At 59.6% G+C, this 13,052-nt stretch carries 13 protein-coding genes; 6 read left to right on the forward strand and 7 right to left on the reverse strand.

The genetic code is table 11. From position 1 onward, the window contains the following. From HYZ49_08275 to HYZ49_08295, 5 genes are all read left to right on the forward strand, one after another. On the forward strand, positions 1-495 hold a 495-nt coding region (locus tag HYZ49_08275), incomplete at its 5' end, for a TetR/AcrR family transcriptional regulator (GenBank protein MBI3242272.1). Then, positions 495-1,628, forward strand: coding sequence for an ABC transporter permease (locus HYZ49_08280; GenBank protein MBI3242273.1), 1,134 nt, complete (start codon positions 495-497; stop codon positions 1,626-1,628). The genes HYZ49_08275 and HYZ49_08280, both read left to right, overlap by 1 nt. 62 nt (positions 1,629-1,690) lie before the next feature. Further along, positions 1,691-2,752, forward strand: a complete 1,062-nt coding sequence (locus HYZ49_08285; protein MBI3242274.1) for an efflux RND transporter periplasmic adaptor subunit — start codon at positions 1,691-1,693, stop codon at positions 2,750-2,752. A 66-nt stretch (positions 2,753-2,818) separates the two neighbouring features. Beyond that, on the forward strand, positions 2,819-3,745 hold the full coding sequence (locus HYZ49_08290; GenBank protein MBI3242275.1) for an ABC transporter ATP-binding protein: 927 nt from the start codon (positions 2,819-2,821) through the stop codon (positions 3,743-3,745). A gap of 203 nt (positions 3,746-3,948) precedes the next feature. After that, on the forward strand, positions 3,949-4,881 hold the full coding sequence (locus tag HYZ49_08295) for an ABC transporter ATP-binding protein (GenBank protein MBI3242276.1): 933 nt from the start codon (positions 3,949-3,951) through the stop codon (positions 4,879-4,881). Between the two features lie 93 nt (positions 4,882-4,974). On the opposite strand, the gene HYZ49_08300 is transcribed toward HYZ49_08295, so the two are convergent. From HYZ49_08300 to HYZ49_08320, 5 genes are all read right to left on the reverse strand, one after another. Continuing rightward, positions 4,975-7,986, reverse strand: coding sequence for a glycoside hydrolase family 13 protein (locus tag HYZ49_08300; protein MBI3242277.1), 3,012 nt, complete (start codon positions 7,984-7,986; stop codon positions 4,975-4,977). Beyond that, positions 7,974-8,402 (reverse strand): hypothetical protein, encoded by a 429-nt coding sequence (locus HYZ49_08305; GenBank protein MBI3242278.1) that lies wholly within the window; start codon positions 8,400-8,402, stop codon positions 7,974-7,976. The genes HYZ49_08300 and HYZ49_08305 overlap by 13 nt, the downstream gene beginning before the upstream one ends. Continuing rightward, positions 8,399-9,601 carry an amidohydrolase gene (locus HYZ49_08310; protein MBI3242279.1) on the reverse strand — a complete coding sequence of 401 codons (1,203 nt, stop codon included), beginning with the start codon at positions 9,599-9,601 and terminating at the stop codon, positions 8,399-8,401. The genes HYZ49_08305 and HYZ49_08310 overlap by 4 nt, the downstream gene beginning before the upstream one ends. Before the next feature lie 122 nt (positions 9,602-9,723). Next, entirely contained in the window at positions 9,724-10,062 is a 339-nt protein-coding gene (locus HYZ49_08315; GenBank protein ID MBI3242280.1) for a hypothetical protein, read from the reverse strand. A 30-nt stretch (positions 10,063-10,092) separates the two neighbouring features. Continuing rightward, on the reverse strand, positions 10,093-10,974 hold the full coding sequence (locus HYZ49_08320; protein MBI3242281.1) for a hypothetical protein: 882 nt from the start codon (positions 10,972-10,974) through the stop codon (positions 10,093-10,095). Positions 10,975-11,024: 50 nt separating this feature from the next. On the opposite strand from HYZ49_08320, the gene HYZ49_08325 reads away from it, so the two are divergent. After that, positions 11,025-12,140 carry an endo-1,4-beta-xylanase gene (locus HYZ49_08325; GenBank protein ID MBI3242282.1) on the forward strand — a complete coding sequence of 372 codons (1,116 nt, stop codon included), beginning with the start codon at positions 11,025-11,027 and terminating at the stop codon, positions 12,138-12,140. Here the strand turns inward: HYZ49_08325 and HYZ49_08330 are convergent. Together HYZ49_08330 and HYZ49_08335 are read right to left on the reverse strand one after the other, a co-directional pair. Then, positions 12,085-12,330 carry a DUF86 domain-containing protein gene (locus HYZ49_08330; GenBank protein ID MBI3242283.1) on the reverse strand — a complete coding sequence of 82 codons (246 nt, stop codon included), beginning with the start codon at positions 12,328-12,330 and terminating at the stop codon, positions 12,085-12,087. The genes HYZ49_08325 and HYZ49_08330 overlap by 56 nt on opposite strands. Next, entirely contained in the window at positions 12,320-12,643 is a 324-nt protein-coding gene (locus tag HYZ49_08335; protein MBI3242284.1) for a nucleotidyltransferase family protein, read from the reverse strand. Before HYZ49_08335 ends, HYZ49_08330 begins: the two co-directional genes overlap by 11 nt. Between the last annotated feature and the right edge of the window lie 409 nt (positions 12,644-13,052).

The raw sequence follows: 13,052 nt of genomic DNA on the forward strand, positions 1-13,052 counted from the left end.
AGCGCCGGCCTGGCCCTGGGCGGCATCTACAACCACTTTGCCGGCAAAGACGAAATCTTTGCCGCCGTGCTCGACGCCTACCACCCTTATCACACTGTTCTCCCGGCGCTGGAAAAGACCGAGGGCGAGACCGTCGAACTGTTCATGCACGACGCCGCCTGGCGAGTTAAAAACGAAATAGAAGGAAGCGAGACGAAACTCCTGCCGCTGATCTTCATCGAGCTGGTCGAGTTTCAGGGCCGCCACCTGGCGGCCCTGGCCGAAAAGTTGATGCCTGCCATGCTCGCCTTTGTTCAGCGGCTTGTTGAGCGGCGGGGCAAACTGCGCCACATCCCGCCGCCAATCATGCTCCGCATGTTGTTTGCCACCTTCGTCGGTTATCTCATGACCGAAATGGTGTTGAAGAATGTCCCGGTTTTCAAAAATATAGAATTGGACTGGTTTGACGGCATGATTGATATCTACCTGCGCGGCGTACTCGAACCGGAGGCCTGATGCTCAATACCCGACTGTTCTCCCTGATCCGCAAAGAGTTTATTCAGATCATTCGTGACCCGCGCACGCTGGCGCTGACGTTCCTCATGCCGGTGATTCAGTTGTTCCTCTTGGGATACGCGGCCACCAACGATGTGCGCAACATAGCCCTGGTTGTCTTCGATCAGGACAAATCTCCGGCCTCGCGGGCGTTGCTCGACGCCTACCGCGCCGCTGATTACTTTCACCTGGATTACGACGTGAACAACGAAGAAGACATCCGCCGGCTCATTGACACGGGCAAAGCCCGGGCGGCCATCATCATCCCGCCCGACTACGCCCGCCAGCTTGCCAGTGGCCGCACGACGCAAGTCGCCTTTATCATTGACGGCTCCGATCCCACTGTTGCCGGAACTGCGCTGGCCGCCGCCAACCTCATCGGCCAATCGAAAGCCACCACCCTTGCCATTGAACGGCTGGCCGCGCGCGGGCAGGGCGGCGCATTCCGGCTGCCGATAGAAGTCCGCACTCAGGTTTGGTACAACCCCGATCTGGTCAGCGCCTATTACATGATCCCGGCCATGATCGGCATCATTCTACAATTCCTCACCACCATCCTCACTGCCACCGCCATCGTCCGCGAGCGCGAGCGCGGCACCATCGAGCAACTGATCGTGACTCCGATCCGCGCCTGGGAACTCGTGGTGGGCAAACTCGCTCCCTACGTCATGATTGCTTTCATTGACACCGTCGAAATTCTGGTGGCGGGGGTGCTGATCTTCGGCGTGCCGATCAACGGCAGTATCCCGCTGCTGCTTTTGCTGGCCGCGCTCTTCCTCGTGACGACACTTGGCATCGGCCTGTTCATCTCGACCATATCGAACACACAGCAAGAAGCCATACTTTCCGCCATGTTCACCATGTTGCCCACCATTTTTCTTTCGGGCTTCTTCTTCCCGCTGGCGGCCATGCCCCGGGCGCTTCAGTGGATTAGCTACGCCGTGCCGCTCCGCTATTTTCTGATCATCGTGCGCGGCGTCATCCTCAAAGGCGTGGGAGCAGAAGCGCTCGTGCCGGAGATCGTCGCCCTCAGCATCTTTGCCACCGTCATCATGGGCGCCGCCGCGCTTCGCTTCCGCAAGCGCCTCGACTGAAAACCAGAGATTTAGAGGAACAGAGAATTCTCCAATCCTCTAATCTCCACAAGGAGATTATCATGCATCCCAACCCTCGCCGTGTCATCCCCGTCATCCTCCTGGTCGCCATCGCCGGCCTCGCCTACTGGTGGTTCAATGGCCGCGCCTCGGCCCAGACCAACGAACTGCAAGCTTCAGGCACGATTGAGACGACTGAATACATCATCGCCCCGGAAATCGCCGGACGGGTAATTGAAGTGACTGCCGACGAAGGGGACGCCGTCACTGCCGGTCAAACGTTGGTCTCCCTCGACGCTTCTCTGCTTCGCGCCCAGCGCGCCCAGGCCGAAGCCGCCCTCGCCGCCGCCAACAACGCCGTGTCGGCGGCAAAAGCCGCCGCTCAGGCCGCCGCCGCCAACGTTGCCCTGCTCGAGTCCGGCCCCACCGTCGAACAACTAGCCGTCGCCCAAACCGTCGTAGACAAAGCCCAGCTTGCGGTGGACGCTTTGCAGGAGACTTACGACGATCTATCAGAGGCGGCCCAGGACTCGGCCAGCGGCAAATCCCTCAAACAGCAACTCGATCAGGCAAAGGCCACCTTAGCCAACGCGCAAGCGCAGTACGACTTGATGAAGGCCGGGGCCAACCCCAAACAAATTGAAGCGGTTAAGGCGCAGGCCGAGGCGGCTCAGGCGCAAGCCGGCGCAGCGCAGGCGCAAGCAGACGCGGCCCAGGCCGCCCTTGCCGTGCTGGACGTGCAAATCGGCCGGCTGACGATCACTGCCCCTGCCGACGGCGTGGTGTTGTCGCGCGCCGTCGAACCCGGCTCGGTGGTATTGCCCGGCGCTACCATGCTCGTCGTTGCCGATTTGAGTCAATTACAGATCACCGTTTACGCTCCGGAAGATCGTTACGGCGGCATCAAGCTCGGCCAGACGGCAACCGTCACCGTGGACTCATTCCCAAACGACTCCTTCACTGCCACCGTCGTCCACATTGCCGACAAAGCCGAGTTCACGCCGCGCAACGTGCAAACTGCCGAAGGCCGCAAGACAACCGTGTTCGCCGTCAAACTTTCGATTGACAACCCCGAAGGAAAACTGAAACCGGGGCTGCCCGCGGACGTAGCATTCGGGAAATAAGGGAAAGCAAGGAAATGCAGGAAACGCCATCGCTTCCCTCATTTCCCTTATTTCCTTTGACTTTCCATGACGACTCTCGTTGACGCGCGCGGCTTACAAAAACGTTTCGGCGACACCAAAGCGGTGGACGGCGTAAGTTTAGCCGTCTCTGCCGGGGAAGCGTATGGCCTGGTGGGGCCGGACGGCGCCGGCAAGACGACGACGATGCGCCTGCTCGTCGGCGCGTTGAGGCTTGACAGCGGCTCGGTGTCTATCGGCGGGCGCGATCTGAGCAAACAGGGTGAAGAAGCGCGGGCGGTGATCGGCTACCTGGCCCAACGCTTCAGCCTGTACAGTGACCTGACGGCGCTGGAGAACTTGCGCTTCTTTGGCGAAGTGCGCGGCCTGAGAGGCAAAGCGTTTGAAGAGCGCGCCGCCGAACTGTTCAAGTTCGTCGGCCTGGCCGGGTTTGAGGATCGGCTGGCGGGCAATATGTCGGGCGGCATGAAGCAGAAGCTGGGGCTGGCGACCGCTCTTGTTCATCGCCCACAGGTGCTTTTGCTCGACGAGCCAACCGGCGGCGTTGATCCGATTACCCGGCAGGACTTCTGGCAGTTGATCATTCGCCTGCTGACTGAGGAAGGCGTGGCCGTCATCGTCAGCACGCCTTACATGGACGAAGCGGCCCGATGCAACCGGCTGGGCTTCATGTATCGAGGCCGCCTTCTCAGGCAGGGCGCGCCGCGTGAATTGACGGCGGGCATGAACGGGCGGGTGCTGGAACTGACCGCGCACCCGAAAGACAAAGCGCGCCAGGTGTGTTTGGCCGACCCGGACGTGGAAGACGCTCTGGCCTTTGGCGACCGTTTCCACTTGAGAGTCGGCCAAACCGAGGGGCCGCTGGCGCGATTGCCGGGCGCGCTGAGTCAGGCCGGAGTCAAGGTGGATCGCCTGCGCCCGATCCTGCCCAGTTTGGAAGATGCGTTCATTTCGTTGCTGGCGGCCCAAACTTGAAAAAGGGGCTCTACCAAGTTTAACGTGAAAAGAAATTTGGGACGCAGACGCTTCGTGCGCTGATTTTCGCTGATAAAAAAGAAAAATCTGCGTTCATCTGCGCAAATCTGCGTCCCATTTCCCGTTAAAGCCGGGAGACCCGAAAAAGGAAATCAGGGAAACGAAGGAAATGTCATTTCCCATGTGGCCCTGGAATTGAAGCCATGTCAGACGTTACCATCGAAGTTCACAAGCTCACTAAGAAGTTCGGCGACTTCACCGCCGTTGACGGCGTGTCGTTTGAAATTGGGCGCGGCGAGGTGGTGGGCTACCTGGGGCCGAACGGAAGCGGCAAGACGACGACAATGCGGATGTTGCTCGGCTTGCTCCAGCCAACGGCGGGCGAGGCCAAAGTGCTGGGTTACGACATTCGCAAGCAGGCCGAATCGATCCGCCCGCTTGTGGGTTACATGAGCCAGAAGTTTGCGCTCTACGAAGACCTGACGGTGCGCGAGAATTTGGTGTTCTACGCCGGCGTGTATGGCATGAGGCCGGAGCAATACCGCCCGCGAGTGAAAGAGGTGCTGGCGTTGATCGGACTCGCCGGGCGTGAAAACGAACGGGCCGGCGAACTTTCCGGCGGCTGGCGGCAACGACTCGCTCTAGGTATTGCCCTGATTCACAACCCCCAACTTTTGTTCCTCGACGAGCCGACGAGCGGCGTTGACCCCTCGGCCCGGCGCGAGTTCTGGGATTTGATTTACACGCTGGCGGAGCAGGGGGCGACTGTTTTTGTCAGCACCCATTACATGGACGAGGCTGAGCATTGCGGGCGGCTGGGCATCATGTACAACGGCAAGTTGATGGCAATGGACACGCCGAGCGCGCTCAAGGCTTCGCAACTCAAAGGGCCGGCCTGGAATGTTCTGGCCGACCCCCTGATTCCGGCGTTGGATGCGTTGACGGCGACCCCCGGAGTTCATCGCGCCGGTTTGCTGGGCGATTATCTTCATGCGATCACGCTTGGCAACGCTCACACCGCCGCGAGTCTGCAAGCGGCGTTGGCCGGGCGCGGCATTACGGCCACGGTTGAAGAGGCCGAGCCGACGCTGGAGGATGTGTTTGTGGAGTTGGCGGGGAGGGGCGCAAGTATTTGACCGGATGCGGCCCGTTCGCGCCTGGGAGCGCGAACTCTTCAATAAAAACTAACAGGGCCATCATCATGATGGCCCCGTTTTGATTCTGGCGGCTTACGGCACGGTGTAGTAAAGGACAAGCACCGGCCTGCTCGACGAGGTGGCATGGTTGCCAGTGTTGAAGCTCATGTAGTCTGAGCCGAGGTCGTCGTTGTCGTCCAGGTTGAAATAAATCTTGAACTGCGTCCGGCCGGCTCGGTTGACGGCGGCGTTGCCGGTGCTGTTGAGAAAGCCGCTCGACCACTGGCCGTTGCTGGCCGGGTTGCTCATGCTGGCGACTTGGGTGGTGGTGGAGGCGGCCTGGAAGTCGCCGGTTTGTAGTGTGTTACTGCCGCTGTACGCGCCCGTGACAATATCTGCCCACAGCGTGCCATGTGTGTTGAAAGGTGTGGTGCCGGTGACACTGGCCCGTTGCATTCGCACTTCGGCGCTTCGGACGGTGGCGTTGTCGGGCAGGGGCGTGCCGGTATCGAAACTCAGGATCGTCTTGTACTGTTTGTCGGCGGCGTCATCACCAACGCGCGTCGTCGTGGCCGTGCTTGAAATCGAACCGCCAACATTTGAAGTCTCGGTCGACTCAAGAACGTATCCGTCTTCTGTGGCGATGACGTTGACGGTGATGGTGAGCCACGAAGGCACGGCGGTGTGCGCGGCAGAGACTTTGCCGGCAGAGTTTTTGGCCAGCACGATGTAGTAGTAGGCGGTACTGGCCGCGCCTACGTCGGTGTAGGTCTGCTGGTTGTTGGCGTTGCCGAAGTTCGAGGGGTTGATGGAGGCGATGAGCGCGCCGGGGCCGGGCGTGAACGACGACGAGGTGCTTCGGTGAATCTCATAGGTCGTCGGCAGTTCGCGGCCAGCGCCGGTGTCGGTGGTCACCGGAGTCCACTTGAGCAGAACGTCGTTGCCGGGGACAGTGACGGTCAACCCTGAGATGGCGGACGGCGTTTCAACTTTGGTTTGTTCCAGCAAGACCACACCCCACGTCGGGTTCACCGTCACACTGACCAAACCGCCGGACACTGTAAAGGTGCTTCCAGTGAGTCCATCCACCAGCACCGTGCCGTCGGGCAGGTTGTAGGGCGAAGCGTTGAGGCCGGTGAAGGTTGCGGTATGGGCCGCGCCGTCGCGGTTGAGGGCGATGAGGGCGGTCTGTGAGCCGTTGGTGCGGGCGAAGCCGTAAAGCTTGTTGGCGTCGTCAATGATCAGGCCATGTTGCGCGTCGCCGTCTTGCAGGGCGCGGTAGCTCAAGCGCAGGCTCGCCATTTGGCGGGCGAAGCTTTGCAGGCCGGTGACGGCGGTGTAGGAACTGCCACTGGCGTCGGGCCAGGGGAAGGGCGCGCGGTTGTAAGGATCGTCTTCCCACTTGCCGCCGGAGAACACCCCGTCGTGGCTGAGGCCGATCTCGTCGCCGTAGTAAAGCGTGGGCGCGCCGGCGTAAGTGAAGGCGAATATCCACAACTCTTTCATCCGCTGTTGAGCGGCGCTGTCGTTGTCGTTGTTGCTCTTCTTGAGCAGGAAGCGGATGCGGTTGGTGTCGTGCGAGCCTTCGAGATTCATCATGGCCTTGAGCGCCATCGGCGGATAATCTTCGGCAATGGAGCGCAGGCGGGCGTTGAACTGCGACGGACTGATGTAGCTGATCGAGCCGCTGGAACTGCCGCCGTTGCTGTCGTTGTCGTCGAACGACGTGCCGCCGGTGCAGCCGTTGCCCGAACAGCCGGTGAACAGCCAGCTCATCACCGCCGAGCGGAAGCGGTAGTTCATCACGCTATCCCACTCACTGCCCAGCAACCAGCCGCTGGCGTCGCCCCATTCTTCGCCGAGGGTGATCACATCACTCTTGCCGGTCACGCCGCTGTCGCGCACGGCGGCGCGGAAGCCTTCCCAGTAATCGTTGCTCGGGGCGCAAGTCAGGCCGCAGTCCACGTCCGCGCCTACGTCGAAACGCCAGCCCCACGCGCCCTGCTGAGTCCAATACGGGCCGACTGAATTCAAACCGTTGGCCCAGATCAAGTTGCGAACGGCGGTGATGTTGGCTTGCAGTTTCGGCAGGGACGAGTAGCCGTACCAGGCTTCGTAAGATTGCGGCGAGTCGTTGTTGCAATAGACGACGGTTGTGCCATCTTTGCCGGGGTTGCCCGTGTCGGGGAAGTAGAACCATGAGTAGAAGCTGGAAGCGGCGGCCTCACACGCGCCGCTGTTGTCGTCAACCCCGGGGCCGGCGGGGCTGGTGAGGTTGCCCGCCGCATCGTAGCGGCTGTAGCGATCAAAGTACTTGCTGTCCGACGAGGTGTGGTTGAACACGCCGTCGAGGATGATCTTGATGCCGTGGGCGTTGGCGGCGGAAGCCAGACTCTGGAAGTCGGCCAGCGTGCCGAAGTCCGGGTCAATGACCATGTAATCGGCGGTGTCGTATTTGTGATTCGACGGCGAGCGGAAGATGGGGTTGAGGTAGAGGACGGTGACGCCGAGGGTGTCGAAATAACCCTCGTTGACCTTTTGCGTGATTCCGGCCAGGTCGCCGCCGTAGAAGTTGTCGCCATATTTGCTATCACACGAGGGCACGTACGTGTTGCGCGGGTCGCAGAGCGTGTAGTTCCAATTGGCCTGGTTGGAGCGCACGATGGAGCCGCCCGGCGTGTTGTATGAGAAGCGCCCGGCAGGCGGGTTATTGCCAGAGTTCCCGTCGCGGAAGCGGTCGGGGAAGATTTGGTAGACGATGCCGCGTTGCATCCATTCCGGCACGGCGAAGGCCGGGTCGTAAACGGTGACCTGGTACGAGTTGTTGTAAGCCGTCGTTTGGTTGGCTTCACCCACGCCGTAGCCGCCGCCGTAAAACTTGGGATCGTCATCACGATAGAAGGCGGCGGCTGTTCCATCCGTTGCCTTGAAGACGTAGTAATGAATGGTGGGCGATGCGCCGACGGCCAGATCGTATTTCCAATTGGTGACGCCGCCGAGCGTGGCGTCACTGCTGTGGCTGTCGAAGGTGAGCGAGGCGATAGTTTCAGCGTCGGTTCGATCATTCCATAAACGAATGCTCGGCGTCGCGCTCAAGTCGTCCATGCATACATCGTGGTGCTGTCGGTGGTGTCGGTGCAGAAGGCGGTGAATTCGTAGAGGCCGACGCCCGGCGTGACCGTGCCTTTGTATTCGTCGTTGTTGCCGACCTGGGTGTTGAACGTCATCGGCGTGTCGGTGGTGTTGCTCCATGTGCCGCCGAAGTAAGGGACGGTTCCCCAGTGAAGAGAGCAGGTGATGTTGGCTCCTTGCCCCGGCGCTTCGGTGACGCCGGCTTTGTAAACCTGGACGTACACGGTGAATGAGCCGCCGCTGGTGATGGTGTTTGACGAACCGCCAGCCGGGAACATACTGCCTACCCAGCCCAAAGTGGCCCCGGCAACGTAGACGTTGCTCAACGACAGGACCAGCACGAGCAGGACTGATGACAAACGGACGATGGTATGAAGGCGAGATTTCATGATTTCTCCATTAGGTGGGTGATGGATTGAGAGCTTATTTTGGCTTTGAGCAACCGCAGGGCCGTCTCGGCCAACATGGCTGTGCCGACCGGAAGCGCATCTTCGTCTATGTCCCAGTCCGGTGTGTGAACATAGTGCGGCTCGCCGCCAGGCTCCTTAGTGCCCAGGCTGAACATTGCGCCCGGCGCGAGGCGGGTCATGTAGCTGAAGTCTTCTGCGCCCAAAGTGCGCTTCGATTTGCCCAGACCGTTTTCGCCCAGCAGGTCAGCGCTTGCCTGGCGAATCTGGTCAACAACTTCGGCATCGTTAATCATCGAGGGGTAGCCGCGCTCGATGTCCAGCTTATAATCGCCGCCCAGAGCGCGGGCAATCTCCAGGCACCGCTTCACTTCGTCAATCAACCGCTCGCGCACCGTGTCGTCCATACTTCGCAGCGTGCCTTCGATGTAAATTTCGTGCGGGATGACGTTGGAGGCGGCGCCCCCTTGAATCACGCCTAACGATAACACCGACGGCTGAAACGGATCGATCCGGCGCGAGGGCACGGCATACATCGCGTTCAGCACTTGCGTGGTCAGCCAGATTGGATCGTTGGCCAGGTTGGGGTGAGCGCCGTGGCCGCCCTTGCCCTTGATCCACGCCCGGAACGAGTCCACCGCGCCGCTTACTTTGCCGGAGTCCACACTGATCTGACCGGCATCGAGCGTACCGTCCACGTGCAGGGCAATCACCGAATCCACGCCCTTCATCGCCCCGTCGTCAATCATGCGCGGCGCGCCGCTGATGCCTTCGTCGTCGGCGATTTCTTCCGAGGGCTGAAAGATCAGCCGGATTTGACCGGGAAGTTTTTCTTTCGCCAACAGCATCGCCACGCCCAACAGCATCGTCGTGTGCGCGTCGTGGCCGCAGGCGTGCATCTTGCCCGGGTTCTGCGATTTGTATTCGACCTCGTTGGCTTCCAAAATCGGCAGGGCGTCCATGTCGGCGCGGATGGCGACCACCGGGCCGTCGCCGTCGCCGATGTAGCCGACGACGCCGGTCTTGCCGACTCCGGTTTGACATTCAACGCCCAACTCACCCAGCGTGCGGGCCACGAGGTCGGCGGTCTTGAAAACGTCGAAGCCGAGTTCGGGGTTGCGGTGGATGGTGCGGCGAAGTTCGATGAGGCGGGGTTTGAGGGTTTGGGCTTTGTTGAGCATAAAATCTCCTGGGCTAATCAAATGCACAACCCTTGTTTTCATCGGATAAGAAACGGAAAAACGGATAGAGCGAGTGTCGGCATCCGTTTTCCGTTTGAATGATCCGTTGAAAGTCAGATGGGTTAGCGCGCATGCAAACCAAGCATGTAGTAGGCTTTGGCCTTCAAGAGCGCGATCTGATCGCTCTCTGCCAGCAAATCATCTAGTTCCGCTTTGAGCGGGCGCGACAGTTGCTTTTCCCGATTCAATTTCAAAAGTTGCTTGAGCCGTTTGGCATGGCGGGGAGCCAACACCGATTCGGCTAACGCTCGAAGCTCGGCTTCGTTCAGCCCGCGAAGAGGCTCCAGTTGTGGCGCGGGCGCATCAGCCTCTTTGAGGAGCGCGGAAGCCAGCTTCAGTTGTGAACGTTTTGGTAGTTGGCGAGCGGCTGTGAGGACTTGTTGAAAATCCAGCGTGATCATGAGATTTTCTCCAGAGCAATTATAGCCGACTCACGGGCAAAACTTCTTCGCCGCTTCCCAAAAGATTTTCATTGTTTCGACTGGAAACGGGCCGGCGGTGTCGCCCTCGCCGCCGCTGGTGGCGGTGGCGGCCCCCACCGGCTGATCCACGCCGGTTTGCAGGGCAAAGGTGACGACGTTATCTTCGGCGGTGGCCGGGCCGGGCCAGTCAACGGGCCGCCCACGCGAGTTGACGGCTGACACCACGATTTTACCATCGGCAAAACTTTGGCGGGTGAACGTGTCATCGCCGAGAGTCACTATCACATTTTGAAACGTCCAGATTTGCGACGCGGCGCGCACGCCGCCAAGATAGACGCGCACGGTGCTGGTGGGGTAATAGCCAAAGGCGCGCTCGACACGCACAATGTCGAGATAGGCCGGCAGGCCGTTGGCGTCGCCGAGCGGGTCGCCGAGGCTTTGGCTGATCACACTGCCGCCGGCATCACGAATTTCCTGCGCGCCGTTCGCCGGGTCGTAAACGAGCGTGCCGCCTGCATCAAAGTTAACGGTGACGCCGAACGACGAGGAAAGTTGAGCGTTGTGGATCAAAATGAGTTGGCGCGGGCCGGGAGTCAGAGTCCGAGGCCCATCAATAATCACTGGCCCAATCTTGGTGTCAATGACGAAGGTGAAGTTCTGCCAGTCGAAACGATACAGCCCAATTTCGGTTTTGGCGTCGGTGCGAAAGAGGCAGGTGTCGGGCACGGGCGTGGCCGTGGGCGGCGTGCGAGTGAGCGGGTGGACGGTGCCGAGCAGAGTTGGTGTGGCTTCGATGGCTGGTGGTTGGGGTGTTGGGTGGTTGGGTGGTTGGGCGCAAGCGGCTAGGATGACGAGGGACGAAAGACGAAGGACGAAAGAGAGAAAGCGCATATTCAATCCGCAATCCAAAATCTAAAATCGGTAGTGAGTATAATCGCGGAATGCGAATTTCATGGAAACAAGTTTTGCCATGGCTGGGGCGAGGGTTGATGCTGTGGGCGATGTTGCGGATGCCGACCGTGCCGCAACCGCTGATTGTGATTGGCGAGCCACAGACGGTGACGACGTTGCGCCCAAACGTGTGCGTCCACACCCGGCTGACGGACGAAGTGGAGGAGTGGAAGATTCAGCGCACGCTGATGATGGTGCGCGAGATGGGCGCGCCGTGGATTGTCGAATATTTCCCGTGGGCGTATTACGAAGGGGCGAGGGGCGACTTCGACTTTTCACACGCCGACATGGTGGTTGACCACGCCGAGGCTCAAGGGTTGACCGTCATTGCCCGGTTGGGCCTGGTTCCGGCCTGGGCCAGACCAAAGCCAGGCGTGCAGGAGACGACCGACACTTATCTCGACGAAGACCATTACGACGACTTTGCCAACTACGTGAGCAAGTTCGTCGAGCGTTATCGTGGCCGGATCAACCATATCATCATCTGGAACGAGCCGAATCTGTCACTGGAGTGGGGCTACCGGCAGGTTGACCCCGCAGGCTACGTGGCGATGCTGAAGCTGGCTTACGAGGCGGCGAAGGCGGCAGACCCTGAAGTGCAAGTATTAGCCGGCGCACTGGCCCCGACACTGGAGCCAGAAGGCTCACCCTGGGGCATGAATGATTTGCTGTACTTGCAGAGAATGTACGACGCCGGTTTTGCCGAGGCCTACGACATTCTCTCGGTTCACGCCTACGGCCTGGGCTACCCGCCCGACGAGCCGCCCGCGCCTGACTTGCTCAACTTCCGACGTGTCGAGTTGGTGCGCGAGATTATGGCGAAGAACAGCGATGGCGGCAAGCCGATCATGATCACCGAATCTGGCTGGAACGACTCGCCGCGCTGGAGCCGGGCGGTGAGGCCGGGCGCGCGGATTGATTACACAATCGGCGCTTACGCTTGGGCCGAAGAAAACTGGCCTGGTGTGCAAACCGTTTGTACCTGGGCCTTTCGCTTCCCGGCCCCGCTCTACACTTACGGCGATTATTATGCTTTTGTGACGCCGGACTTCACGCCGAGGGCGATTTATGAGGCGGTGAGGGAGTGGACGGGGAATGAGAAATGAACAATGAGACAATGAACCCTTCATCCGAGAGGCGACGCGCCGCTTCGCCGATAATCTCCAGGCGGCGGATCACGGCATCCTGGGCAAGAGTATCCGCAAGAAACTCGGCTTCGGTTTTGCCTTCGACATATGAACCTGCCAGACGGGCGGCTTCGAGGATGTCGAGCAGATGGGCAGTATCACGCGACATGAATCACCTGCGCCGAGTTGAGAATGGCTTTGCGGCGGATATAATTACGACTGGCCTCAAGTCCGCGGCGGCTCACCAAATCCACTTCTCGCCCTAAGATGCTCTTAAGTTCGTTTTCCATCTCTACCAGCGCAAACAGCCCCCACTTGGCTTCTGGCGCAAATGTGACCAGCACATCAATGTCGCTGTCCGGGCGAAAATCGGCGCGCAAGACTGAGCCGAAAATAGCGAACTCCGCAATCTCCCAGCGGCGGCAGAACTCGGCCAGTTTGTCTTTGGGAATTTCGATTTTTACTGACGGCGATTGAGACATGGTGTTCCTCTTATTTGAAGGCGATTATATCACTGTGAGTTTTTAGCAGTGAAAGAGCGGGCGGGGAATGGGAAATGAATAATGAGACAATGAACAATGGGCGAGAACGAATAAGAAAGTGGCTAAGCCAGAACTGGCACATAATTTTGGCAGGGGTAGTAGTAATTTGCGTCGAATTGCTCCTGATGTATTTTTTTGACAGCTTGCTGTCGTGGCGCTTCTTCAATCAAAGGCCCGCGTTTCGCTTTGCCGAAATTGCTTTGCTTGGCCTTAGAACCTATCCTAAAGACCCCTTTGCTGATACAGTTGCCAAATGCCCAAGACTGTGAAAACACCAATCAAACAACAGAAACCGACTCGCCCAACGAGGCCGACCAATCCCACGACAGGCGGTTTTGAAATCTCGGAC

The sequence above is a fragment of the Chloroflexota bacterium genome, from assembly GCA_016197225.1.
GTDB lineage: Bacteria > Chloroflexota > Anaerolineae > Anaerolineales > VGOW01 > VGOW01.